Raw genomic sequence first — 26,272 nt, 5'->3', positions numbered from 1 at the left:
GGCGCACGCCGGGGCCGGCGGGGTTTCGGCCTGCGGTGCCCCCGCAAAGGGGCTAGCGTGATCCACAGAGCAGGCGTGGTTCCGAAGTCGTTCGCCCGCGGTCACCTTGCCCGCGGGCGCCTTGCTGTGCAGCCCGCTCCGGACCAGGCGATCACCTCCGGACCCGCAGCACCGTGCGGGCCCGCACCCCGCGAAGGAGACAGGCATGGCCAGGGGCACCGTGAAGTGGTTCAACGCGGAGAAGGGCTTCGGCTTCATCGCGCAGGAGGGCGGCGGCCCGGACGTCTTCGCCCACTACTCCAACATCACCGGGCAGGGCTACCGCGAACTGCGGGAGGGCCAGCACGTGGAGTTCGACGTCACCCAAGGCCAGAAGGGCCCCCAGGCGGAGAACATCCGCGTCGTCTGACCCCAGCGCCCGAACAGGCCCGGCACCCCCCGCGGTGCCGGGCCTCCGTGTCGAACCGCTCACCCCGACGCCGAGCGCACCACCCCCACCCCGATGCTGCTGGCCCGCTCCCGCCACGCCTCCGTCCGCTCCCTGAAGCGGGTACGCCCGCCCCGGCGTCGACGCGGTCGCCGCCCACGGCGCCGCCTCCGACCCGGCCGCCCGCCAAAGGGGCTGACCGCGGTCCACCTCAACCAGTCCTTGACGGACGCCCCACGTTCGAATCTGCGCCGGAAGGACACGCCGCGACCTGCGGCAACCGCACGAGCCGTCACCGCAAAAACCGCACCCCGAGGTCACCACCACCCCACACCGCACGGCGAGCCCCCAGCTCACCGCCCTGACACCAGCGCTGGAGGGCACTGGTGTCACCACTACAGAAACCGGTGACATGGAGACGCAGATTCGCACCGGTAGCGTGTGCTCGTCGACGAAGTGGGGGATCGAAGCGCGAGATGATGTCCGGGAAGCGCGAATGAACGTAGCGGCGATCTTGGTTTCCGAGGAGATCCTTGCCTCAAGGGAGGCATCCGTCAGGGCCGACCTGCGGCAACGGCCGGTCTCGGTCGATGTCGACAACGTGAGCTACGGTCCGGCGTTCCGCCACTACTGGCTGCTCACCCACATGTCCTCCCTGATCGCCAAGGAGGCGGCGCTCTCCGGCGTCACCCTCTTCTATAACCGGTACTTCTGGTTCGCGCGGTTCACCCACCTGTTCTCCCTGTCCCACGGCCCCGACGCGGGCCTTGAGCAACAGTTGTTCCAGATGTTGGAGCATCCCCCTGTCGAGCTGAACTGGGCGGTCGTCGAGGAGATTGACGTCCTGGCCCGGCAGTAGCATGCCAGCCCCGAGGAGATGTTCTTCATGGCTGATGCCCGGCTTGTCGCCGGTGGTGACCGGCCCGGGCCTGATGGCGGCGTCGCACCTTGCAGCAGCTACTTCGGTCGAGGCGCCTGACCCTGCTGCGATCTCTCGGCTTCATGTCAGCGAACCACCTGGGGATACACCGCCTCATGACAGCGAAACCCGGTGCCTGTGCCACCCCGGTGTCAGCGGCGGACCATCACGCGCCCCCACCGCGGCCGGTGGGAAGACGGCCGGCAACGGCTGCCGGCCACTCCACTGACACGAACGACTACATCGCACGTCGCCGAGACGATCACCGGATCGTAGGCTTGTGGCCATGGCTGACACCTACGAGCTCCAGCTCACGCTCAACCTGCCGGGCTCCCTCTCGTCCCGCGATCTCGACCTGCTCCGCTGGCACTTGGGAGAGGACGGCGGTCGGCAGGACGAGGAGGACAAAGAGCACGAGGGGTACGAGGGGTACGAGGTTCCCCTGTGGGACGGCCGAGGGCCGGCACCGCGCATCGGAGGCCTCCAGGTGGCGGAGTTGCGTTCGGTCCATAGGGGGTGGGCGCTGACCGTGCGGCAGGAGGCGCATCCCGACGGGTTCCACGATCTGCGCAGGCTCGTGCTATGGCTCGGCGAGCGGACGACGACCGGGGGCCCCATCGGGTACCTCCGCTTCTACGAGTCGTACGTGCCCGACATCCTGATCGTCGAGTCCGGGACCGTGAGCTGCGTCGTCCTGCGGATGGACGAGACCATCCGGGTGGCGGACCAGGAGTTCCCCTACTCCTGAGCCGCCCTCAGAAACGCCGAGTAGCCGAGGGGATTCTCACCCCTCGGCCCTCACAGATCCGTACGTGACGATCTCTCGTCATACGGCTCTTGTCGTTCTGGTCACCAGACGCGGGGAGCGTGGGTGGTCCAGGCCCAGTGGGCGAAGAACCGGGGTCGCCGTGCGACGGCCTGGTTCCACGCCGTCTGGGCTTTCTTCCTGCCCCTCAGCCGTTTGAACTTCTTGCGCATCCACCGCATCACGTAGGCGTTGACGCGTTCCAGGAGGGGGCAGAGGGCCGACTGGTAGAAGGCCCCGTAGTACGCCATCCATCCCCGAATGATCGGGTTGATGAACCGTGCGAGATCTGCTTCGGTCAGGCTGGTGCGGTGGTGCAGCCGCCAGGACCGCACCTCGGAACTGATCCTGCGCAGGGCTTCCCCACTGATGGCAGGGAGGAACGACCGGAACATCTGGCCGTCCTTGCGCACCGCGGAGCGTGTGCGGAAGGTGAACCCCAGGAAAGTGAACTCGGTGTGCTGGTACGAGGCACGCCGGTTGGCATCCTGGCAGTACACGATCCGGGTTTTCTCCGGGTGGAGTTCAAGCCCCACCTCGGCCATCCGCTTCTTGATCGCCGCGAGCACGAAGCGTGCCTGGCGTTCGCTGACGCAGTGGATCACCGCGTCGTCCACGTACCGTTCGAAGCCGATGGCGGGGAAGTTCCGCGCCATCCAGGCATCGAAGGCGTAGTGGAGGAAGAGGTTGGCGAGGACCGGCGAAACCGAAGAGCCCTGGGGCGTCCCCGGTCCCGCTCGCGCCGTGTCCCGTCGGGCAGTTGCAGCGGTGCGGCCAACCAGCGCCGCACATACAGCAGGACCCAGGACTGGGACGGATCAGTGTGGGCGGCGACCGCCTTGAGGACCAGGTCCCACGGAACGCTGTCGAAGAACGCGCGGATATCCAGGTCGATGACCCAGTCCGCCTTCCAACAGCGTTCCCGGCACCGGCCCACAGCATCGATCGCCGACCGGCCGGGACGATAGCCGTAGGAATCCGGATGAAAGACCGGCTCGGCCTTCTTCTCCAGGACCCCGGCAACCACCGTCTGAGCGATACGATCCCCAATCGTGGGCACGCCCAAAATTCGGACGCCCCCTTTCTTGGGGATCTCCACCGCACGCACCGGAGGCGGAAAATAGGTGCCGGAGGTGAGACGGTTCCAGATCCGGTACAGATTGTCCTTCAGATCCTTCTCGAATTCCTCCATCGACACCGCATCCACGCCCGCCGCGCCCTTGTTCAACCTGACTTTCTCGTACGCCTCCCAGACGGAATGCTTGGAAATATTGAACGGCTTGTCTGATGCTTTCAACTCGTTCACGCGACTCCTCCCGGGTGACCCCCGGTTGATCGAATAAACACAGTCACGAACGACCCGGCCCCTTCGCTCCGCCCCCGTTACAGGGGTTTCATCACTACTACGAGCCGGTCCGCCGGCGTGCCTGGCATCGGTACTCAGTCCCTCACGGCTTCGGACCGCCCGGGACGCTCCCTCTCTCCCCGCTCACCAGCGGAGACGTATCCAAGCCCGCCTTCTCCTGTTCCGTACGAAGGCCGCAGACCGGGCTCGCGTCGCCTGTATGCCGGACACCGCCTGGCCAGTAAACGGGCACCCGCCAGGCTCATCCCGGGATCGCATTGACACCCCGGTTCTGATGTCGTCTCTAAGTTTCGACACGTCAGCAGCGATTCACTTGCGCTCGCCTTCCCGATCCCTACCTGACGTCTCAACGGACGCCTTTTCCTCATCGTTCACCACGGCAGTCTTCAGCTAGCGCAGCATGAGGTGGTTTAAATTCTCCCCCGCAGGGCGAATTTGAAGGGCCATACCTTCATCCTTCGTACAGCATCGCTACAAGAAGAGTTCCTACATGCTTCTTCCTTTCGCGTTCAGGACACAACAATGCCGTTTAGTACTCCAGTGCGGTTTCGTGATCCATCGAGCGGGTTCGCCGGCGGTTCGTCGTCGGTAGTGGCTGTGTCGGGCTGTTGCCAACTGGCGCCGGCGCCAGTTGGACCAGTGCAGCAGCCTGGCCGCGGTCACGGCGTTGTCAAGTTGAGGGAGCGTCGGGCGGCGTGACCTGTAACGGGGCGTGGCTGGGCGGGATGTCCGTGTTGGTTCAGGCCGGCGTGGACACGCCTGTGACCTGGTTCCACACGGTGAAGCGCTCGGTCATCTCCTGCCGGTAGTTACGGGCGGTGAGCAGGTGTCGGCGTGGTCGGAGGTGCGGGGAGATGGAGCTGAAGGCTCCCAGGAACCGCCGGGCTCCGCCGACACTGCGGAAGCCCTTCATCGCCCGTTCGCGTTCCCTCGTCGGCTGGTGGGAGTTCTCCGCCCGATTGTTCAGCCCCTTGTGATCCTGCTGGCCAAATGCCGTGTCCTGGGGTGTGGGGATGCTGTTGGCACCGTGGTGGCCGGTCTTGTCGTTCCCGGTTGCTGGGGGTGGGAGTCATGTCGTTGCGGCCGGAGGAGTGGCCCGAGGTCCCCGAGGCGACGGCGAGGGTGGCACGGGCAGTGGCAGGACGCGGGGCCCCGCCGTTGACGATGCGGGTGCGGGACGAGCTGGGCGAGCTGTTCGCGGATGCGGAGTTCGTCGAGGCGTTCGGCCGCCGGGCCGGCGTGGATGGTCGCCGGGACGGCTGGCGATGGTGACCGTATTGCAGATGGCGGAGAACCTGAGTGACCGTGCCGCCGTTCAGCGGGTCCGGTTCGATCTGTCGTGGAAGTACTGCCTGGGCCTGGAGCTGGAGGATGTCGGCTTCGACGCGTCGGTGTTGTCGGAGTTCCGCACCCGGGTGGCCGGCCACGGCCTGGAAGAGCGGGTGCTGGATCTGCTGGTTGCGGCGCTGAAGGAGAAGGGCCTGGTCAAGGCAGGAGGCAAGCAGCGTACCGATTCCACTCATGTGCTGGCGGCGGTGCGGGAGTTGAACCGGCTGGAGCTGGCTGGGGAAACGGTGCGGGCCGCGCTGGAGGCGCTGTCCGCCACGGCCCCCAACTGGGTGGCGCAGGTGCTGGAGGTCTGTGAGTGGAACCGGCGTTACGGGCGGCGGATCGATGCGTACTGGCGCCCGCCCGGCTCCCAGACCCAGCGCGACCAGCTCGCTGTGGACTACGGCCGTGATGCGGTGGCTCTGCTGCGGGCGGTTTACCATCCGGCCTCGCCGGTCTGGCTGCGGGAGCTGCCCGCGGTCCAGACGTTGCGGCAGATCACCGTGCAGAACTACCTGATCACCACCGACAGCAACGGAGCGGAGGTGGTCAAGCGGCGGGAGGCGGACAAGGACGGCCTCCCGCCCGGCAGGATCCGCCTGACCTCGCCCTATGACCTCGATGCCCGCTACGGCACCAAGGAAGATCTCCACTGGACCGGGTACAAGCTGCACATCAGCGAGGTCTGCCGGCCACCCCGGCCTGACGACGGGGCTCCGCGGCCCGGCCGGCGGGCACGTCCTCCCATCCCGAACGTGATCACGCATGTCGCGACCACGGATGCGACCGTGCCCGACGTGAAACTCGTCGAGCCCGTCCACCAGGCCCTCGCCGGCAGGGACCTGCTGCCCGCCGAGCACTACCTGGACTCCGGCTATGCGAGCGCCGAACTCATCGTCGGTGCCCGGGCCGCCTTCGGCATCACACTGGTCACACCGCTGCTGACGGGCACCTCCCGCCAGTACCGGGAGAACGCCGGCTACCAGCGCGAAGCCTTCGCCATCGACTGGGACGCCCGCCAGGCCACCTGCCCCCAGGGCGCCACCAGCCGGTTCTGGAGCCCGGCCAAGCAGAAGGGCCGCAACGTAGTCGTGGTCCGCTTCGACCAGGCCGACTGCGGCCCCTGCCCGGTCAGAGCAGCATGCACCAACGCCACCCGCTGGGGCCGCCAACTCACCCTGCGGCCACGGGCACTGCACGAACTCATCCACGCCAACCACACCGCCCAGCAAGACCAGGCGTGGCAGGCGAAGTACGCCCTGCGGGCGGGCGTCGAGGGCACGATCCGCCAGGCCATAGCGGTCACCGGCAGCCGCCGCGCTCGCTATCGGGGCCTCGCGAAGACCCACCTCGAACACGTCTACTCCGCCGTCGCCCTCAACCTGATCCGCCTCGACGCCTGGTGGAACGGCCAGCCCCTCGACCACACCCGCACCAGCCACCTCGCTCGCCTCGACCTCACCCTCGCCGTCTGAGCCCCACATTTGGCCAGCAGGATCCCTTGTGGGAGCGGTGCTCCACCGAGGGCATGGTCTCGCGCAGAGCCGCCCCGTAGGAGCGGAGCTTGTCGGTGATCACCACCCGCGGCACCGAGGCGGTCTTCTTGCGGAGCTTCCCGAAGAAACGCCTGGCCGCGGCCGGGTCCCGCCGATTCTGGACCAGGATGTCCAGGACGCCTCCGTCCTGGCCGACGGCCCGCCACCGGTACTTCCGCTCGCCGTTGACCTTGATGAAGACCTCGTCCAGATGCCACTTGTCACCCGGTCGCGGGCCACGCCGCCGCAGCGCGGCCGCGTAGTCGGGGCCGAACGTCGCGGACCACTGGCGGCGGATGGTCTCGTACGTGACCTCGACACCCCACTCCAGCATCAGCTCCTGGACGTCGCGCAGGCTGAGGGCGAACCGGTGGTACGGCCACACGCAGTGACCGATGACGGGCCTTGTCCCCGAGGGGTGGACACCTGTTCGTGTCGTTATGCGGCGAGTGTCAGGGTAGCCGACTGTTGCTCGTAGGCGATCGGTGCCTGCTGTCCGTTCGCCGAGTGTCGTCGGCGGGTGTTGTAGCGGGTGGTCCAGCGGAAGACGGCCAGGCGGCAGGCCCGGGCCCCGCCGAAGCGGCGGGCGCCGCGGAGCGTCTCGCGTTTGAGGGCCGCGTTGAAGCTCTCGGCGAGCGCGTTGTCCGCGCTCGTGCCGACCGCGCCCATGGACTGCCGCACCCCCAACTCGGCGCATATATCGGCGAATTGGCGGGAGGTGTACTGCGCTCCGTGATCGCTGTGGAAGACGGCTCCGGCCAGGCTGCCGCGGGTCGCGGCAGCTGCCCGGAGCGCGTCGGCGACCAGCGAGGTGCGCAGGTGATCGGCGATCGACCAGCCCACCAGGCGGCGCGAGAAGCAGTCGATCACGGTCGCCAGATACAGGAACTCGCCGTCACCCACCGGCAGGTAGGTGATGTCGCCGACGTACTTGGTGTTCGCCGCCGTGGCGGTGAAGTCGCGCCCAAGCAGGTCCGGCACGGGCGTGGCGGACGGCTCGGGCACGGTGGTGACCTGGCGCCTGCGCAGCCGCAGCCCGGCGATGCCGTACTTGCGCATGACCCGTCCGACGCGCTTGTGGTTCACGCGCTCACCGTCGTCGCGCAGCTCGGCGGTGATCCGGGGCCGGCCGTAGGTGCCGTCCCACTCGGCGTGCACGGCCCTGATCCGCTCGGCGAGCGCGGCGTCCGCCCGCTCGCGGGCGGCGCGGGCCTCCCGGCCGGCCCGCCATTTGTAGAAGCTGGAGCGGGCGACCTCCAGCACGTGACACAACCGCTTCACGCCCCAGGCGCGGTGGTGGTCCTCGATGAACTTGAAGCGGTTCACCAGTTCATCTCGGTGGCGAAAAACTTCGTCGCCTTGCGCAGAATGTCCCGTTCGGTGGCCAGGGTCGCGTTCTGCTTGCGCAGGTCCTTGTTCTCCGCGCGCAGGGCCGCTATCTCGGCCTCCAGCTCTTCCTTCGTGGCCTCGCTCACCGGGACGTCCTTCGTGCTCTTGATCATGGCGCCGCTCTTGCCGCGGCGGGCCCGCTCGGCCCGCACCCAGTTGCGCAGCGTCTCCCGGCTGATCCCCAGGTCCTTGCCGATGCCCTCGAGGGTGTGGCTCGGATCCGACAGGTACAGCGCGACAGCGTCCGCCTTGAACTCGGGCGAATAGACCTTCATCACCATAAGAGATCCCTCCTCCCCGGCCCCTGCCGGGGCCGGGCTCAGAGGTGTCCACCGCTCGGGGACAGGTCCCGACCTCCGGCGGATAACGGTAACCCCGGTACGAAGGTGCCTGCACCGAGTCCACGACCTGCCCTCTCACCGGTGGCGATCCACCCGATGATCATGCCAATCAGGAACGCCGCCGGACAACCTGACAACGCCGTTCCGGCAGTTGCTGGGCGGGGACCGGCAGTCGCTGAACGGGCCGATCGATCTCGCCTTTGCCCTCGCCTCCGCCCCGGGGGTGACGGGGGCGGCTCGGCAGGGCAGGCTACAGGAGATCGCCGGATTCTACCGGGAACTCCGGCCGGGCCGACTGGTCATCACCGGAGCCGTTGGCCCCGACTCAGGGGCTGGGGGATGCGGGGACGGGGAAGACGGTCCTGGCGGTTGCCTTGATCCTCGGCCTGACCCGGCACCGGGCAGCCGACGAGCCGGTCCCAGTGCGGTTGTCGGCCGCCGCCTGGCCCGATGCCCCCCTGCCTGACTGGCTCACCACCCATCTGACCCGCGCCTACCGCCTGCCGCGCCACGAAGCCCGGACACTGGTGCGTTCCCGTCTGGTGCTGCCGGTCCTCGAGGGGCTGGACAAGATGGACGCACCCAGCGCAGGCCCGCTCCGTCCATCGCCACCCGCCAAGAGCATCCTGATACTGCCCTGGCAAGCGACTTGGTGCCTCCCAAACTCATCAACACCAGAAAAGGTCAGTTGGACGCCTCGGGTGCTGGCGCGGGCAGGGGCGCCGAGCAGGTCGCCCGGCCGAACCCACCGCTGGCCGTGGCGCTCTGCACGTGCCGCCCGCGCACGGCGACCGCGCAGCGGGCCTGACCGCCCTGCTCGCCCAGAGTGATGCTGATGACAGGGTTCTGACCGAGAGGCACCTCGACCGTCTTCTTCCAGGGCAGTCGGGCGCCGGAGACGGTCTCCGCCGTGCCCTGCTCGCTTGCCCCCTGGTAGCTGAGGTCGGCGGTCCCCTCGCCGGTCACCTCGTACGTCACCGGCGCGGTGAGGATCTTAGGCTCGGCCTTGCCCTCGTCGCCGCCGCGCACCATACCAAACAGCACGAAGCCGAGACAGAGCACGAGGAAGCCGACGGCCGCGATCAGCACGGGGCGGTCGGAGTGGGTCTTGTGGCCGCCGTCCTCGGTGTCGACCGGGGGAGTCCTGCCGTGTCCGTCGCTTCCGGCCCCGGCGTCAGCCGTCTCGGTCGTTTCGGGAGCGTCCGCGTCCGCCCCCGCGTGCTCGACGGTGGACGTGGAGGGCCCCGCCTCGCGCGTCTCGCTGCTCATCCAAACTCCCCTCGGCCGCAGGCCCGGATGGGCCCCGCCCGATCCAAAAGGCGTGGGGAGGCCCCTGTCAAGGGATCCTGGTCCCCGGTCAGGATTGGCCTGATCTCAACGCATCACGTGCGGGAAGATCCTGTGAAGAAGAAGGGAAACAGCAGCTCAGACGCCAACAGCCATGGCTTTTAGGTGAGTTGTGTAGATGGTCTGTGCAGTTGACATGGACAGGGTGTCCTTTGTTAGGAGTCTCGGCTGCCAACTGCCGTCCGGCAGATGGTCCTTGGTTCCTTCGAAGGGAAACCGATGTACAGACCACGGGCCGTAAGGCTCTTGGCCTCGAGTGCGGCGCTGGCGGTCCTCGCGACCGTCGCACCGATGACACCGGCATTCGCGGCACCACCCGACACGGGACAACTCGCCGACAGCCTCCGCGGTCTCTTCGCTGACGGGGACACCGAACCTGCTGATCCGCCAGAGCTCCCCGACACCGATGTCCCGGCCAGTGACAAGCTCGCCAAGGCGAAGGACACGCCGAAGGCCAAGCGTGTCAAGGAGCTGACGGACCAGCGGACGCCGTACTCCCGTCACTGGCGCATGTCGGACGGGCGGGTTCAGTCCGAGGTCTCGGCCATGGCCACCGCCTACGAGACGGGCAAGGGCGAGGACGCCGAGTGGAAGCCGATCGACACCGCGGTCACCGGCACCGACCGCAAGGGCTTCGAGAAGGCGAACACCACCAACCTCGCCCGCACCTACTTCGGCTCACGTCCCGGTGAGCTGGTCCGTTTCGAGCTCGACGAGGGCCACTGGGTCGCCATCGGCCTCAAGGACGCGGGTGCCGCGAAGCTGACCCCGGCGGTCGACGGCAACAAGGTCACCTACCAGGACGCCCTGGGCCAGGGGATCGATCTCTCCTACACGGTCGGCAACGGCAGCGTGAAGGAGGACATCGTCCTCAACGAGCGTCCGAAGGGCACCCCCTCCTTCGAGTTCACGCTCACCACGGGCGGCCTGACCGCGAAGTCGGAGAAGAACGGCACCATCTCGCTGTACGGCGAGAACTCCCCCGTCGGCGCCCCCGCGCTGGTGATCCCCGCGCCGTTCATGACGGACGCGAAGAAGAACGCTGGCTCCGCGTACGGCACCACCGGCACCGACGCCGTCCGCCAGGTCCTGTCCGGCAAGGAGGGCTCGTACGGCATCAGCCTGAAGCCGGACGCCAAGTGGCTGGCGGCGCCGGAGCGCCAGTACCCGGTGACGGTCGACCCGACGGTGACGATCGCGCCGACGCCGTCGCAGTCGGCGGACGCGATGATCTCCTCGGACGACCCGAGCGCCAACTATGCGGACCTCTGGCGTCTTTCGGTCGGCAACACCAGTACCGGCACGTCGCGTGCGCTGCTGAGGTTCGGGCTGTCCGGCATACCCGTCGGCACGCAGTTGGATTCGGCCGAACTGAAGCTGTACTACGACCAGACCCACACCACCGGCGCCACCGAGGTCCAGCTGGAGGCGCACCGGGCCACCACGGCGTGGACCGAGGCGGGCGCGACCTGGAGCAACGCGAGCGGCATCACCGGGGAGCTGTCCGGCACGTCGGTCCTCGTCGACGACGGCGACTCCGGTACCACAGCCGCCCAGGGCGCCTGGCCCACCTCGGGGAACACCGCGTACACCCAGTACGCGATCGGTCAGGACTACCGGTACAACAAGGACGCCACGGCGGGTGACAAGTACACCTGGCAGCCGAGCCTCCCCGAGGACGGCGAGTACCAGGTCGACGTGCACTACGTCCCGGCCCCCGACCGCGCCACCGACGCGCCCTACACGGTGACGTACGACGGCGGCACCAAGACGTACCGGGTCAACCAGCAGGCAGGCACCGAGGGCGTCTGGAAGCCGTTGGGCAAGCACCCCTTCAAGGCCGGCACCACCGGCCAGGTCGTGCTCGGCGACGGCCCCGCCTCGACCTCCACGGCCGTCCTCGCGGACGCCGTGCGCTTCACCAAGGGCGGTGTGGTCACCAAGCAGCCGCAGGAGGTCAACACCTGGCACTCCTTCCCGGTGACCAAGACCGTCCAGCAGTGGCTCGACGGCACGTACGAGAACCACGGCTTCGTGGTGAAGGCCGCCGACGAGTCCGCGAGCGCCCCCAAGGGCGGCCCCCGCTATGAGGCCGCCGAGTACGCCTACAAGGGCGAGGCCGCCAACTACCCGAAGCTGGTCCTCACCTGGGGCGACCAGGGCGTAGACGTCAACCCGCCGAAGGTCATCCACTCCACCGGTGCCGAGCTGAGCTGGCCCGCGTACACCGACCCGTCGACCTCGCCGAGCGACGACATCGTCGAGTACCAGGTCCACCGCAGCGTCTTCCAGCACTTCACGCCGTCCTCGCAGACCCTGGTCTCCCCCGTCGCCAAGGACACGCGCGCGTACACGGACACCTCGGCCCGGCCCACCCCGGCCGACTCCGCCGAGGAGTTCGGCGACGCGTACTACTACATGGTCGCGGTGAAGACCGCGAACGGGCAGATCCTCCCGTCCGCCACGGAGCTGGTGCGTCTGCCCAAGGCCGGCCGCACCACGGTGGTGTTGCAGTCCGGGCAGAGCGACACCACGCTCTCCTCGGCGGAGCCGTCCACCGGTCACGACACGCTCACCGACGCGGGTGTCGCCCACCCGTGGCTGTCGGTGGGCAACAACTCGGCCACGTACGGCAACACCCGTGCCGTGCTGAAGTTCCCCGCCGTCAGCGAGATCCCGGGCAACGCCCGGGTCCTCGAGGCGCAGCTGAACATGTGGGGCTTCCAGACCACGACCGACTCGAGCGGCGCGATCTACGAAGCCCACGGCCTGACCCGTGACTTCGACGAGGCGACCGCGTCCTGGACGAAGGCGAATGCCACCACGTCGTGGACGACGGCCGGTGGTGACATGGACGCCGCCGTCTCCGACACGGTCGGCACGGTCACCAACGACCCGGCACGGCAGTCGTGGTACATCACCTCACTGGCGCAGAGCTGGGTCTCGGACCCCTCCAGCAACCACGGCGCGGCGATCAAGCTGCGCGACGAGTCGACGGCAGGCCCGCGAGAGCGGACGCTGTTCCTCTCCTCCGAGGCCGAGGAACCGCAGCTGCGCCCGCAGCTGGTCGTCACGTACCTGACGAAGTCGACGGAGGCGACGTACCACGCCCCGTACACGCCGTCCCGGATGATCCCGGGTGACGAGTACACCGTCGACGTCACCCTCACCAACACCACCACCGGCATCTGGGCGGCGGGCGACCACGCGCTCTCCTACACCTGGTCGCTCCCGGACGGCACCGACGCCACCACCGGCGGCAACCAGCTTCAGACGGCGCTGCCGGACGAGGTCCTGCCCGGCGACTCGGTCACCGTGCCGGCCAAGCTGAAGGCCCCGATCAACTCGGACTCCGGCAACAAGCGCCTGGACTACGTGCTGAAGTGGGACCTGAAGAACACCACGACCGGCACCTGGCTGTCCGACAGCGAGGGCATCGCCCCGCTGGCGCAGAACGTCCGCACCGAGGACCCGACCTCCAACCAGCTCGGTCTGGAGAAGTTCTACTCCTACGCGGGCAAGAACACCGGTGCGGGCTCGTCGCTGATGACGAACCTGTACGCGGGCAACAGCGTCTGGCAGTACAACGCGTTCTCCAACCCGGGCCGCGGCATCACCACCTTCGCCCGGTTCGCGTACAACTCCCAGGACACCTCCGACACGGTCCTCGGCCACGGCTGGTCGGCCCAGGCCGCGATGCCGCTGCGCCTGGGCGCCGCGCTGGACTTCCACCCCAACCCCGACCCGACCGAGGTCACCCTCCCCGACGGTGACGGCACCGCCCACGTCTTCCGCAAGCAGGAGGACGGGACCTGGCTGGCGCCGGCGGGCGTGCACTACCTGCTGCGGCAGGGCACCGGCGTGGACTGCACCCCGGACAAGGACGGCGACCCGAAGGCCTGGTCGCTGACCCGCCCGGACCGCACCCAGTTCTTCTTCGACTGCGACGGCTACCTGACGTCGATCGTCGACAAGAACGGCAACACGCAGACGTACACCTACGCCGAGCGTAAGTCGAACAACAAGCCGGTCAAGTTCCTCACCTACATCGAGGACCCGGCCGCGTGTCAGTCGCTCACGGTCGACTACTACACGAAGGCCGACACCAAGAGCCCGAAGATCATCGACCACGTCAAGTCGATGACCGACATCTCGGGCCGGAAGGTCACCTTCGAGTACTCCGACCAGGGCCTGCTCACCACCCTCACCGACGGTGCGGGCAGCGCGCAGCCCAAGGTGTTCCGCTTCACGTACGACATGGAGCAGGGCAACAAGAACGCCAAGCTGGTCAAGGTCACCGACCCGCGCGGCAACTCCACCTCGCTGGACTACTACTACCCGAGCGAGGGCGAGGACCCGAAGTTCCACTGGAACACGCAGACGCTGACGGACCGCCTGGGCGGGACCACCGGCTATGTGTACACCGATCCGGACGGCACGGCGGGCTCGGTCGTCAACACCAAGGTGACGGACGCCGAGAACCACGACACGCAGTACGTGCTCGACGGGTACGGCCGCGCCACCCAGATGACCAACGCCAAGTCCGAGACCACCAAGACAGCCTGGGACACCGACAACAATGTGACGCGCCTGGAGGAGGCCAACGGCGCGGTCACCACGTGGAAGTACGACACCAGCACCGGCTATCCGCTGGAAATGAAGGACGCCGAAGCCAACAAGAACGGCACCGCGGCGCAGACCCTCACATACTCCTACGGGCTCGACGGCCATATCGCGGACCTCTTCGAGAAGAAGTCCCCGGAGGGCCGCACCTACCGGTTCGGCTATGACACCAAGGGCAACCTGACCTCGGTCACCAACCCCAAGGGCGTCGCATCCGCCACCGAGGGCGACTACACCTCGCGCACGGAGTACGACGCGCTGGGCCAGGTCATCAAGGAGACCGACGCCAACGGGCACGCCACACAGTACGGCGAGTTCGAGCCGGTCGGCTACCCGAAGACCATCACGGACGCGGCCGGCAACCCCTCGCACTTCGTCTACGACGTGCGAGGCAACGTCACCAAGGTGACCAACGCCCAGGGCGCCGAGGTCACCCAGGCCTATGACGCGTTCGGCAGACCGCTGGAGAAGCGCGAGCCCAAGGACCAGAAGGCAGGCGAGTTCATCGTCACGCCGGAGCCGGTCTATGACGCCAACGACAACATCACCAAGGCCTTCGCCCCCAACGGGACCGAGACCACGGCGGTGTTCGACAAGGCGGACCAGCGGATCGAGTCGGTCAAGCCGTCCGACGAGCCCGGCGGTCCGGTGCGCAAGTCCACCTCCGTCTACGACAAGGTCGGCAACCTCGTCTCCGGTACCGGCGCACAGGGCAACCTGACGGCGACCGAGGGCGACTACACCGCCACCACCAAGTTCGACGCGATCTACCAGCCGATCGAGATGGTGGACGCCGAGGGCAACAAGGCGACGGTGGAGTACGACAACGTCGGCAACGTCGTCAAGGTCGTGGACGCGCGCAAGAACGCCACCGCGAACGCCGACGACTACACCACGCGCTACGAATACGACCTGAACCACCGGGTCAAGCGCACGGTCGACGCCCTGGAGTGGGCCACCTCGGTCCGCTACGACAAGGACGGCCTCCAGATCGCGCAGACCAACGCGGAGGGCAACGAGTCGCTCGCGACGTACGACGAACGCGGCGCGCTCGTGGAGTCCAAGGTGCCGGTCAAGGAGGACACCTCCGGCAACATCACCTACCGCACGACCAAGTACGCGTACGACCAGGTCGGCAACCGTACGAAGACCACCACCCCGCGCGGTGTCGCCACCGGTGACGACGACGCGGACTTCATGTCGGAGACGGTCTACGACGAGCTGAACCGGGTCAAGGAGGAGCGCTCGCCCTACGACAAGGACGAAGCGGTCTACTCCTCACCGGACTCGGTGTTCTACGAGTACGACTCCGTCGGCAACCTGAAGTCAGTCTCGGCTCCCCCGTCGGATGGCCAGACGGTCCGCAACGTCACCGAGTACACGTACTTCGACAACGGCTGGACACGTACGGCCAAGGACCCGTGGGACATCACCACGGCCTACGAGTACAACAAGCTCGGCCAGCAGACGAAGAACACGCTGACCTCGGCGGGCGGCTCCCAGCAGCGCACCATGACCTGGGACTACTACCCGTCGGGCAACAAGAAGGCCCGCTCGGACGACGGTGTGCCGGTCGGCAACCAGGTCGTCCTGGTGGACAGCTCGGACTTCAACAACACCGCGACCCAGGGCAACTGGTCGCGGACGCAGGCCGAGCAGCAGTACGGCTACGACACGTACTCGCACCCCGCGGGTACCGGCACCTCGTCGCTGTCCTGGCAGTTGAACATCCCGCAGAACGGCACCTACGAGGTGTTCGTCCGCTACCCGAAGCTGACGGGTGCCGCCTCGGACGCCAAGTTCAAGGTCGACCACGACGGCGGCAGCACCACCAAGACCGTCGACCAGACCGCGAACACCGGCGCGTGGGTCTCACTCGGGTCCTACGCGTTCGTGGAGGACGGTCCGCAGAAGGTCACGCTGACCGACGCCGCCAATGGCACGGTGCTCGCGGACGCGGTGAAGCTGGTCCGCTCGAACTCCGGTGAAACGGACAACGAGAAGAAGGATTTCACCTACAGCTACAACGCGAACGGCAACATGACCGAGGTCCGTGACCTCTCGCCGGGCGCGGAGATCGACACGTACAAGATCTCGTACGACGGCCTCAACCACATCACCAAGGTGGAGGAGTCCGCGGGCGGCACGGTGAAGAACACCACCTCGCTGACCTACGACGAAAACGGCAACCCCGTCACGTCCACGCACGATCTGACCTGGACGAAGATCGAGTACGACGAGCGCGACATGGTCAAGAAGGTGACCAACGCCGATTCGCCCACCGCGGGCGATCAGCAGATCACCACGATGACCTACACCGGGCGCGGCCAGCTCCTGAAGCAGACCAAGCCCAACGGCAACACGCTCGATATGCGCTACTACCCCGACGGGTCGGTGGAGCAGTCGCTCGAGAAGACCTCGGGCGACACCGTGGTGGCGCAGCACGACCTGGAGTACTCGCCCAACGGGCACCGCTCCAAGGACGTCCTGAAGCTGATGAACGCCGATGACAACTCGGCCTACATCAACAACACGTACACCTTCGACTACGACCCGCAGGACCGCATCACCAAGGTCACCAAGAGCGGCGACGACGCGTCCACCGAGTCCTACCGCTACGACCGCAACAGCAACATCGTCGAGCAGACGGTGGACGACGTCACCACGACCCAGCGCTACGACCGCAACCGCCTGTTGTCGGCGAGTTCGGGCGGGATCACGTCCACCTACAACTACGACCCGCTGGGCAGGCTCGACACCGTCAGCACCGGCGGTCAGACCGTCGAGAAGCACTACTACGACGGCTTCGACCGTGAGGCGAAGGTCCGGCAGGGCGTGGGCGCCACCGCGGTGACCACCTCGTACGTCTACGACCCGTTCGACCGGACGGTCTCCCAGACCACCTCGGGCGACCAGGGCAAGACCACGGCGTTCACCTACCTCGCCATGGACAAGACGCTCCTGCGCGAGACGGTCGACGGCAAGGCGGACAAGGACTATCAGTACATAGCCGGTGGTCAGCGCGCCACGCAGATCAAGCACAAGGACGACGGCAGCAAGGAGGTCTCGCAGTACGTCACGAGTCCGCGCGGCGACGTCGAGGCGATCACGAAGGAGGACGGCAAGACCCGTTCCACGTACGGCTACACGGCCTACGGTTCGGACGACTCGTCCCAGATGACCGGTGCGGACAAGCCGGGCAGCGGCACCGAGGGCAAGAGCGACTACAACTCGTTCCGCTTCAACTCCTCGCGCTGGGACGGTGCCTCGGGCACGTACGACATGGGCTTCCGCAACTACGACCCGGGGCTGAACCGCTTCCTCACCCGGGACTCGTACAGCGGTGCCCTGGCCGACATGTCCCTGGCCACCGACCCGTTCACCGGCAACCGGTACGCGTTCGCCGGCGGCAACCCGATCAGCTTCGTCGAGCTCGACGGGCACCTGTTCGGTCTGTCGCTCTCGGACATCGGCCATGCCACGCTCGACGTGGTCGGCCTGGTCCCCGTCGTCGGTGAGGTCGCCGACGTCGCCAACGGCATCTGGTACGCGGCCGAGGGCAACTATGTCGACGCCGCACTGTCGTTGACCTCGGCGATCCCGCTCGCGGGGTACGCGGCCACCGCCGTCAAGGCCGGCCGCTACGTCGAGAAGGGTGTCGAGGCGGTGGACTCCGCCAACGACGTGCGCAAGGCGGTGGACAACGCCGGTGACTCGGCGAACGCCGCGAGCGACGTCCGCAAGGCGGACGGCGTGGACGCCCCGACGACGAAGTCGCCGGACAGTCCGCAGGCACCCGCCTGCAAGGTGAACAGCTTCCTGCCGGGCACCCAGGTCGTCCTCGCGGACGGCACCACCCGGGCCATCGAGAAGCTGGAGGTCGGCGACCTGGTCGTGGCCACCGACCCGGAGACCGGGGACACCCGGGCCCGGGAGGTCACCGAGACGCGTGATCACGAGGGCACCAAGGACCTCGTCACCCTGACCGTCGACTCCGGCGGCAAGGGCAAGGCGCTCAAGCTGACCTCTACGGCCGCGCACCTGTACTGGCTGCCGGACTTCGGCAAGTGGGTCCCGGCCAAGGACCTCAAGTCCGGTATGTGGCTGCAGACCTCGGCCGGTACCTGGGTCCAGATCAGTGCGGTCGACACCGCCCACCACTCGGCCAGGGTCTACAACCTGTCGGTCGAGGGCGTCCACACGTACTACGTGGGGTCGGGTACCGCCGCGGTCCTGGTCCACAACTGTGGCTACAAGGACGAGGCGGTCAGGGCGCAGCAGCGCGCCCAGGAACTCGCCGGTCAGCTCCACTTCTTCAAGGAGTCCATGGTGACCGTCGCGGTCATCGGGGTCCGGAAGAAGGGCACCAAGGACATCTTCGAGAAGGTGGGCATGAGCTCCGGTCAGAAGGGCGACCTTCTGGACCTCTTCGACGGCCAGTCGTTCGTGCCCGGCAACCTGGTGCCCGGACGTGTGACCAAGAAGGGCAATCCCGCCTACGAGCACGCCGAGGAATCGGTGTTCAGGTGGCTCGAGGAGAACCCGGACTACGAGGTGCTGTACGGCGGCACGTCGAAGAACGTGTGCTCCGACATCTGCGCACCACTCGTCGAGCAGAGCAAGATGAAGCTCGACGGTGAGGTGTTCGGCGGAGCGTCCGACAAGACCGACTTCCGGACGTTCTGGCGCTTGAGGCGCTAGGAGACACCGGCGCCACCTCCAGTGGCGCCGCCAGACACGCAAGCAGGACGCCCGGCCGGGGAGCTTCCCCGGCCGGGCGTTCGCGTCGCGGGACGCGCTCAGCTCGCGTCGGCCAGACTCCACAGGTGCACGGCCGTGCGGTCCTCGGCGAGGGTGGCCCACAGGCCGGGGCCAGGCAATGGGCTGCCCGAGACCGGCAGGGAGTAGACGATCCGCCCGCGCAGGGCGAGTGTGCCCGGGTCCACGAGCCAGTGACGGGGCTCGGCGGTGTGCCCATCGGTGCTGACGACGGCGCCGTCCTCGTAGGGGTAGGCGCCCTCGTAATCCCAGCGCGCCATGTCCTCACCCGGCGCGGGTGGCACGACATCCCTGGCGTTGAGGCGTCCGGCCTCCTGCGCGCCGGGGGACTCGTGCAGATACAGCGCCCACTGGCCGGGATCCGTGCACAGGAAGTGCCCACCGGACGGGCTGACGTCCTGCAGCAGTACCCCTTCGATGCGTTCGAAGCCCAGGTCGGTACCGTCCCAATGCCCCCACAGGGAAGGGGAGTCCTCATGCCCCTCACCGACGGTCAGTCCCATGTACGAGCCGTCGGGATGCGGGAAGTGGGCGGACGCCGAACCCACGGTCGAGGTCCTGGTCCGGCCGAGCACCGACCCGTCGGCCGCGTCGAGGACCAGCCACTCCTCGTGCGGCCAGTCCTGTGCGTGCCGCACATGGGCCCACACCAGCTTACCGTCCGGGCTGAACGCGGCGGAACCGCGGCCTGCGCGCCGATGCCGCGGGTCGTCCGCGTACTCCTCGAACGAGGCATCGGCCGCCGTGCACTTGGCGGCGGACCAGCACCCGTGCGGGAGCTCCCAGTGGACCTTGCCTGTCCGGTCCACGGCCCGTACGGCGTGCACGCCGCTGAACACGGCGAGGTCGCCCGTGGGAGAGACGGTGACATCGCCGAAGGGCCGAGGCCAGGGGGCGGGGAAGCGGAACTCGGCGCCGTGCTCCTGCCCTGTCGGGCCGAGCCCGACCACGGCGAGCTCGTCGTCCCCGCGCTGGACGAGCAGCCTGTGGCCGGGCCCGTACTGGATGCGCGGAGCGTCGGCGTCCGCGGCGCCGAGGGGGGTGGGGACCGTGGCAACGAGGCGGGCCGTGTGTGCCACAGCGGCCGCGTCTATGGGATCGGTGGACATGGACGGCATGCTTCCACACCCGAGTGGCAGGTAGCGTGCCGCCGCGGGGAGAGCCGCGGGATCTGGACCGAGGCGAACGTCGACGTGAATGCGCAGGCGCACGTCGCCACGGAGCCGCCCACGCTCGACGTGTCGTCCTTGGACCACGTTCTGGAGGCCGGCCTCGAAGTGCCGTCGGGCCGTGCAGCAGCAGAACCTGGCGCGGGCTGTGGAGGCGGGTATCGCAGCGGACGAGTCCGAGGAGACGATGGAACGGATCCGGATCGACGTCTGGCCGGCGGAGTTCGCGCCGGTGCAGGTCCTGAAGCAGTGGAGTGCGTGAACCTTGGCATACATACCTCAGTGGCTGAACTCCTCCTCGTGGGAGGAGGACGGCGTCCTCGACCTGGACGCGGACGCTGTCGCGGCAGAGTCCGGCCGGCCCGCTCCCGTGCGCCGAGCGCGAGAGGTGGCCGACGAGTTCGGCCTGCCCCGGGAATCCGCCATGTTCTACCCGAGCGCGGACGGGGCGCCCTTCACGGAGGTCTTCGCCGGGAACGGCCGACGCTACTGGCGGCTCGGACAGCACGAAGCTCAGCTGACGCCCCGGTACCACGTGCCCGAGTACGCCCTCGAACGACGAGGGCCGGGTGCTGCTGCTCGACCCTTCGCTGCCGGAGCCCCGGTTTGTGAACTCCTCGCTGATCGCGTTCCTGGACGCGCTCGCGGCGTGGGACCACCGGTGCGAGCACGTCGATGACTTCGACGAGCTCGAGTCCGATGCGGACGCCGAGGACGAGGAGGAGGACGACTACGTGGATCCGGCGGAGGCGGCCAGGGTCGCCTTCGGCCTGGAGATCAGGGACCCGTAGCGCTTCAAAATGGCTTCATAGCCTCTTACCTGCTGCTCCGGCGAGTGGTCAGCTTGTCTGGCGGTACTCGTTGATGAGGCCGGAGACCGCTTGTCTGCGTTCGATCCGGGCCTGCCCGATCTTGGTGGCTAATTCCAATTCACCTTCTGTGAGTCGGAGTTATCGCTGAGGAACGACGGCTCCGGCGGATGGGATCATGCTGATCGTTGATCTTGTCGTGGTTCCTTGGGGATCGGAGTGTGTCGTGTCGATGCAGCCGCAGTCCTGGCCTGAGCCGGATCCGCAGGTCGCGGCGGCGATCCGGGCGATGTATCGGGCCGGCGGGAGGCGCCGCTGGCGGTGCAGGTTCGTGACCGGCTCGGGGAGCTGTTCCCGGACACGGCCTTTGCTGACGCGTTCGGCCAGGTGGGCAAGCCGGGCTGGTCGCCGGGGCGTCTGGCGCTGGTCACGGTGCTGCAGAAGGCCGCGAACCTGACCGATCGGCAGGCTGCTGACGAGGTTCGCGAGAACCTCGCCTGGAAATACGCACTCGGCCTGGACCTGGAGGACCCGGGCTTCGACCACAGCGTGCTGTCAGAGTTCCGCTCCCGCGTCGTCGCCCACGGCCTGGAGGAACGTGTGCTGGACCTGCTGCTGGAGCGCCTGCAGACCCTGGAACTGGTGCAGGCGGGCGGCAGCCAGCGCACCGACTCCACCCACATCGTTGCCGCGGTGCGAGATCTGAACCGCCTCGAGTTGGTCGGCGAGAGCGTCCGCGCCGCCCTGAACGCGCTGGCCGCCGCATGCCCCGAATGGGTCGATCAGGTGCTGGTGGTGGAGGACTGGAGCCACCGCTACGCGGACCGGATCGACAACTGGCGGCTGCCCGCCTCCAAGACCAAGCAGCACGAACTCGCCCTGCACTACGCCACCGACGGTTACACCCTGCTGCAGGCCGTGTATGCACCCTCGTCCCCGGCATGGCTGCGCGAACTGCCCGCGGTCCAGACCCTACGGATCGTGCTGCTGCAGAATTACATCCGCACCCCGGACCGGAACGGCAGACTACGGATCCGGCGCCGCGAGCGCGCCGAGGACAACGGCGACGGCCTGCCACCCGCCCCGATACGCCTTGCCTCCCCCTACGACACCGACACCCGGTGGTCCGCCAAACGCGAGACATTCTGGAACGGCTACAAACTCCACGTCTCGGAGACCTGTCACCCACAGGCCGACGGAGACCGGCCCGCCCGCCCGAACATCATCACCAACGTGGCCACCACCGCCTCCACCCTGCCTGACACCAAGGCCTTGGAGCCGATCCACCAATCCCTTCAACACCGCGGACTGCTGCCCGCCCGGCACTACCTCGACTCCGGCTACCCCAGCGCCGAACTCATCGTCTCCTCCGCCAGAACCTACGGCCTCGCCCTGATCACCCCAGTCCTCCTCGACACCTCCCACCAAGCCAAGGCCCAACAGGGCTTCGCGGCACACGACTTCACCATCGACTGGGATCGCAAGCGAGCCGTCTGTCCGGCCGGAAAGATCAGCGCCACCTGGAACGACGTCGTCCAGGAGGGCGTGGCCAAGACCGTTGTTGCCTTCGCCGCCCTGGACTGTATCCCCTGCCCGGCCAAGGAGCAGTGCACCAGCTCACGAAAGGGCCGCCGGCTCAGCCTCTACCCCCGTGAGCTCACCGAGGCCATCCGCACCGCCCGCGCCCGGCAACAGGACGGAACCTGGCAGCGCGACTATGCGCTCCGCGCCGGTATCGAGGGCACCATCCGCCAGGCCACCCACACCACCGGCCTGCGCCGAACCCGCTACCGCGGCCTCGCGAAGACCCACCTCGACCACACCACCAGCGCCACCGCCCTCAACCTCATCCGACTCAACGCCTGGTGGAACGGCCACCCCCTCGACCGCACCAACCACAGCCACCTCGCCAGACTCCAACTCCGCCTCGCCGCATGACTATTGGGGTTAACCACCAAGATCCTGCCCTTGCCGAAATCCTCGTCCGGGCAGGTCAGGCGGCATGCTCGTACTCGTGGAGAAGGCCGCCGAGGCGATCGCGTCGTACCTCGAGGCGGGCGATCTGGTCCGGATCGGCGATCGGCGGGGGCAACGGGTTCAACGGGCGGGCGTTCGCGATGCCCTGATGAGGCCGGTGCACATTGTAGAAACGCTCGAATTCACGCAGGGCGTGGAGCAGATGCCGCTGATCCCAGATCAAGGCCCGGTCCGGCAGCTCGCGCCGGCAGGTCTGCACCCAGCGTTCCATGACCGCATTCATCCGCGGCATCCGGACACCGCCGAGCACGGCCTCGATCCCCGCATCGGCGAGGACCGCGTCGAACAGGGCGGGGAACTTCCCGTCCCGGTCCCGGATCAGGAACCGTGCCCGGCAGTTGACATCCTCCAGGTCCATGACGAGATTCTTCGTGGCCTGCGCCACCCAGGAGGCCGTCGGGTGCGCGGTCGCGCCCAGGATCCGGATCCGCCGGCTGGCGTGCTCGATCACGGCGAACACGTACAGTCGTGCCCCGGTCAGGGTGACCGTCTCGAAGAAGTCGCAGGCCGGCAGCGCGTCGGCCGGGGAGCGCAGGAAGTCGGCCCACGTGCTGGAGGTCCGCTCGGGCGCCGGGTCGATCCCGGCCTCCCGCAGGATCCCCCAGACCGTGGAGGCGGCGACCTGCACGCCCAGCACCAGCAGCTCGCCGTGGAGGCGCCGGCAGCCCCACGTGGGATTTTCCCGTGCCGGGCGCAGCACCAAGGCGCGGACGGAGCGCACGGTGCGCGGCCGACCCGGGCGCTTCGGCTTGGACTGGTCGGCGTGGCGGCGGGCGACCAGGTCGCGGTGCCAGCGGAGCACCGTGTCCGGCCGCACCAGCAGCCGCAGCCTGCGCAGCACGTCCCGCGGCAGCCGGTACAGCAGCGCCGCCGGGAAAGCCCGGTCACTCGGGCTGAAGCGCACCTTCTCCTTACCGAGTTGGCGCGCCGGCACCGACAGTTGGTGGCGCGGGGCGAGGATCTCCGTGTCCTTGTCCCGATCGCTCATCGGTAGCAGGCGCAGCATGGCGAACGCGTTCGCCCTGCCCGAGTAGGCCAGTCGCAGCAGCACGGTTGGTCATCATGCCGCGTTGATCGACAGCCGCGCGACGGCGCAGACTCGACCGACCGCACTCGGCATCCCGTACACCCCGCACACCAGCTCCGACCAGGGCGGATGAGGTTATCGGCAAGCGCAGGGCCATCACGCACCTCCCGACCCGGACGAAACGGCACCGGCGAGTCCAGAATACTCGTAATGTTCTATTTTGTCATGACCCCTAAGCTTCGCTTTTTACTTGTGGGCGCTGTTCGGCGGGGTCATCTGCTGGTGGCGGATGACCCCGCCGTGATGCTGTCTGCGCGTGTTGCGGCAACCTTCCGGTCACGCCTGCTTTTTGATGGCGGGACAGCGGGGTGCGGGGGCGGAGCGACGTCCTCGGGGGCGTCCGGGCGGGCGTCCGCGGGGTTGGGTGCAGATCCAATGAGGGTGCTGTCGATCAGGAGGTGGGTATGAGCTGGTCGCGGTAGCGCGTCTGGTGGTTGCGGATGAACTCCTGCTGCTGGTGCCAGGCCCAGTAGGCGTCGAAGTCGCCGTTGGTGCGGACGGCACGCAGCTTGAGCACGGCTTCAGCTCCGGACAGGCCCCAGCGGGCGCCGGTGATGTCCAGGCGGTCTTTGACCAGGTGCCGGCATGCTCCCTCGATGATTCCGGTGGCGATCGGCCAGCCGCGTTCCAGGGCGGTGTCGTAGTGCAGGTGCTCGGCCTTGCCGGACAGGTAGTTCACGGCCTCGTCGATGCCCTTGCGCTGGGCGCCGCGCAGTCCGGCCGCGCGGGCGGCTTCCTCGAGTGCGGCGGCGGTCTGCTGCACGCCTCCGCCCAGTAGGACGCGGGCATGGCGGGCGACCCAGTTTTCGGCACAGGCATCGCCGCTGTCGTGCAGGCACCAGGCCGCTCGCCACAGATATTCGAGCACGTGGATCAGGTCGACGATGATGTGGACGTCCACACCGCGCTGCTGTGCTTCGGCCTTGATGAGGTCGATCTGGTGGCGGGCCCCGTCGACCAGGACGACCCACGGGCGGTGGTGGCCGGGGTCGCGGTGCTCCGCCTGATCGAACACGGCGGCCACCACCTGCGCGGCGGTGTCGTTCACCGAGCCGCACAACCACTTCGAGCGGGTCTTCGGCCCAGGGCGGCGCTCGGGCGCCGCGCCGTGGGCGGCGTCGTCCTGCCGGTCGGGATCGGCGATGATGTCGTCGACCGTGCGCAGGGCGGATTCGGCGTCGTAGACGGCTCCCAGGGTGGCCATCCGTTTCCTGCCGTGTTTCTCCCCGGACGCCAGCCGGGTCTTCATCGCGTTGCCGCCCTTGGCGGCCGCGGCCCTGGCGGTGTCCTCGCGCAGGGCTTCGGGTCTTATGACCACGCCCTTGCCGTCGACCGACAAGATGAGTGGCGTGGTGTCGGTGCAGGGAGCCGGCACGAGGGCGTCGTAGAACGCGTCGATGTCCGCCGCGGCGCTGACAGCGAGTTCCTGGACCTGCCGGTGCCCGATGCCGGAGCCGGTGTGGGCGTTGATCCGCTCGCAGGCGTCGGCGAAGCTGCCGCGGGCGGACTCGATGGCGGCGAGCCTGGCCAGCCCGTGCGAGTGCATTCCGTCCGGCAGGTTCAGCACCGCGTCGGCCGGGTGCAGGTCCGCCACGCCGGTGCCGCGGTAGGCGATCCGGACCACGGTGACCTTGCCGAACACCGTGGCCAGCCTCCGGCGCCGGCCCCGCTCGATGCGGGTGCGCTCGGCACCGGCGGCGTCCACGACCTCCTGCCGACGCGCCTCGTCCCTGGCCCGCAGGGTCAGGTGGTCCTGGAACAACTGCCGGGTGACCTCGCGCATCCTCGCTCCCAGCAGGTCCTCCAACTGCGCGTGCGTCATCACCGCCGCCTGTGGGGCCGCCAGCTCCGCACACGCCGCGGCGAACAGACCCGCCGAGGCGGCGAAGGCGTCCTCACACTCCGTGAGTGCGCCCGGGCCGGCCCCACCACGCTCACCACCCCTGCTTCCTGCCGTCGACCGTGAACAGCCCGGACGACGGCTCGGCCAGGATTCCGCGCTCCACCAGCCGCTTCTGGGGGTTGCCCCCTTCGGGGACTTTGCGCGCATCCCCTCGACGTGCCGCGGCTCGGTCCCCAGACCCAGGTGCCGGCAGACCTCTTTGCAGCGCATCGCCGCCCCCGAGGTTGCGAACAAGGCGATGATCTCCCGGTATTCCGGCGACATCACCGTCACGTCCAGCTCCGCCTCGGCCTTCACCAGCGCCACGGCGACTCCGCCGGCACCCACGCCCGTGGCGTCCGTGCCCGGCACCGGGGAAGACGGTGCGGCCAGCACCTCCTCCACCGTCTCCCGCGCGATCTGCAACC

The 26,272-nt window shown here is 68.1% G+C and carries 16 protein-coding genes and 3 pseudogenes; 9 read left to right on the top strand and 10 right to left on the bottom strand.

Features of this window, described 5'->3' with window-relative positions; translation table 11 throughout:
* Positions 1 to 205 precede the first annotated feature (205 nt).
* The 3 genes from WJ438_RS38050 to WJ438_RS38040 all read left to right on the top strand — a co-directional run bounded on the left by WJ438_RS38050 (position 206) and on the right by WJ438_RS38040 (position 2,094).
* Positions 206 to 409: a cold-shock protein gene (locus tag WJ438_RS38050; protein ID WP_406729197.1), complete on the top strand. Its 204-nt coding sequence runs from the start codon at positions 206 to 208 to the stop codon at positions 407 to 409.
* A gap of 514 nt (positions 410 to 923) precedes the next feature.
* Positions 924 to 1,286 (top strand): hypothetical protein, encoded by a 363-nt coding sequence (locus tag WJ438_RS38045; protein ID WP_406729196.1) that lies wholly within the window; start codon positions 924 to 926, stop codon positions 1,284 to 1,286.
* 346 nt (positions 1,287 to 1,632) lie between these two features.
* Positions 1,633 to 2,094: a hypothetical protein gene (locus tag WJ438_RS38040; protein ID WP_406729195.1), complete on the top strand. Its 462-nt coding sequence runs from the start codon at positions 1,633 to 1,635 to the stop codon at positions 2,092 to 2,094.
* Positions 2,095 to 2,195: 101 nt separating this feature from the next.
* On the opposite strand, the gene WJ438_RS38035 is transcribed toward WJ438_RS38040, so the two are convergent.
* The 4 genes and pseudogenes from WJ438_RS38035 to WJ438_RS38020 form a co-directional block, all read right to left on the bottom strand.
* A complete protein-coding gene (locus tag WJ438_RS38035; protein WP_406729936.1) occupies positions 2,196 to 2,546 on the bottom strand; it encodes a group II intron maturase-specific domain-containing protein in 351 nt (116 codons plus the stop codon).
* 93 nt (positions 2,547 to 2,639) lie between these two features.
* Positions 2,640 to 2,819: pseudogene (locus WJ438_RS38030) on the bottom strand (reverse transcriptase domain-containing protein); the annotation flags it as partial.
* Entirely contained in the window at positions 2,753 to 3,343 is a 591-nt protein-coding gene (locus WJ438_RS38025) for a reverse transcriptase domain-containing protein (protein ID WP_406729935.1), read from the bottom strand. The gene WJ438_RS38025 and the pseudogene WJ438_RS38030, both read right to left, overlap by 67 nt.
* A 913-nt stretch (positions 3,344 to 4,256) precedes the next feature.
* Positions 4,257 to 4,496: pseudogene (locus tag WJ438_RS38020) on the bottom strand (IS6 family transposase); the annotation flags it as partial.
* 92 nt (positions 4,497 to 4,588) lie between these two features.
* Here WJ438_RS38020 and WJ438_RS38015 point away from each other — a divergent pair.
* Both WJ438_RS38015 and WJ438_RS38010 read left to right on the top strand, forming a co-directional pair.
* Positions 4,589 to 4,789, top strand: coding sequence for a hypothetical protein (locus tag WJ438_RS38015; RefSeq protein WP_406729194.1), 201 nt, complete (start codon positions 4,589 to 4,591; stop codon positions 4,787 to 4,789).
* Between the two features lie 11 nt (positions 4,790 to 4,800).
* Entirely contained in the window at positions 4,801 to 6,321 is a 1,521-nt protein-coding gene (locus tag WJ438_RS38010) for a transposase (protein WP_406729193.1), read from the top strand.
* A 22-nt stretch (positions 6,322 to 6,343) separates the two neighbouring features.
* Here WJ438_RS38010 and WJ438_RS38005 read toward each other — a convergent pair.
* The 3 genes and pseudogenes from WJ438_RS38005 to WJ438_RS37995 all read right to left on the bottom strand — a co-directional run.
* A pseudogene (locus WJ438_RS38005) lies at positions 6,344 to 6,823 on the bottom strand (IS6 family transposase); the annotation flags it as partial.
* Positions 6,820 to 8,051, bottom strand: a protein-coding gene (locus WJ438_RS38000) for an IS3 family transposase (RefSeq protein WP_406729192.1) whose coding sequence is annotated in 2 segments (ribosomal slippage) — positions 6,820 to 7,730 and positions 7,730 to 8,051 — 1,233 coding nt in all. Because the reading frame shifts where the segments join, the coding sequence is not laid out codon by codon here. The gene WJ438_RS38000 and the pseudogene WJ438_RS38005, both read right to left, overlap by 4 nt.
* Positions 8,052 to 8,795: 744 nt before the next feature.
* On the bottom strand, positions 8,796 to 9,380 hold the full coding sequence (locus tag WJ438_RS37995) for a hypothetical protein (protein ID WP_406729190.1): 585 nt from the start codon (positions 9,378 to 9,380) through the stop codon (positions 8,796 to 8,798).
* 369 nt (positions 9,381 to 9,749) lie between these two features.
* Here WJ438_RS37995 and WJ438_RS37990 point away from each other — a divergent pair, with 369 nt between their 5' ends.
* Positions 9,750 to 18,782 (top strand): DNRLRE domain-containing protein, encoded by a 9,033-nt coding sequence (locus WJ438_RS37990; protein ID WP_406729188.1) that lies wholly within the window; start codon positions 9,750 to 9,752, stop codon positions 18,780 to 18,782.
* A 98-nt stretch (positions 18,783 to 18,880) separates the two neighbouring features.
* Here WJ438_RS37990 and WJ438_RS37985 read toward each other — a convergent pair whose 3' ends face one another.
* Positions 18,881 to 19,969 (bottom strand): hypothetical protein, encoded by a 1,089-nt coding sequence (locus WJ438_RS37985; protein WP_406729187.1) that lies wholly within the window; start codon positions 19,967 to 19,969, stop codon positions 18,881 to 18,883.
* Positions 19,970 to 20,150: 181 nt separating this feature from the next.
* Here WJ438_RS37985 and WJ438_RS37980 point away from each other — a divergent pair, with 181 nt between their 5' ends.
* From WJ438_RS37980 to WJ438_RS37970, 3 genes are all read left to right on the top strand, one after another.
* Positions 20,151 to 20,291, top strand: a complete 141-nt coding sequence (locus WJ438_RS37980) for a hypothetical protein (RefSeq protein WP_406729186.1) — start codon at positions 20,151 to 20,153, stop codon at positions 20,289 to 20,291.
* Positions 20,292 to 20,598: 307 nt separating this feature from the next.
* On the top strand, positions 20,599 to 20,820 hold the full coding sequence (locus WJ438_RS37975) for an SUKH-4 family immunity protein (protein ID WP_406729185.1): 222 nt from the start codon (positions 20,599 to 20,601) through the stop codon (positions 20,818 to 20,820).
* 339 nt (positions 20,821 to 21,159) lie between these two features.
* A complete protein-coding gene (locus tag WJ438_RS37970; protein WP_406723662.1) occupies positions 21,160 to 22,776 on the top strand; it encodes an IS1182 family transposase in 1,617 nt (538 codons plus the stop codon).
* 55 nt (positions 22,777 to 22,831) lie between these two features.
* Here WJ438_RS37970 and WJ438_RS37965 read toward each other — a convergent pair whose 3' ends face one another.
* Together WJ438_RS37965 and WJ438_RS37960 are read right to left on the bottom strand one after the other, a co-directional pair.
* Positions 22,832 to 23,926, bottom strand: coding sequence for an integrase core domain-containing protein (locus WJ438_RS37965; protein ID WP_406729184.1), 1,095 nt, complete (start codon positions 23,924 to 23,926; stop codon positions 22,832 to 22,834).
* A 427-nt stretch (positions 23,927 to 24,353) separates the two neighbouring features.
* Positions 24,354 to 25,832: an ISKra4 family transposase gene (locus WJ438_RS37960; RefSeq protein ID WP_406729934.1), complete on the bottom strand. Its 1,479-nt coding sequence runs from the start codon at positions 25,830 to 25,832 to the stop codon at positions 24,354 to 24,356.
* Between the last annotated feature and the right edge of the window lie 440 nt (positions 25,833 to 26,272).

The organism is Streptomyces sp. GD-15H, assembly GCF_045291515.1.
Lineage (GTDB): Bacteria > Actinomycetota > Actinomycetes > Streptomycetales > Streptomycetaceae > Streptomyces.
Note: the sequence above shows the minus strand (reverse complement) of the source record. Positions and strands in the feature narration are given on the sequence as shown.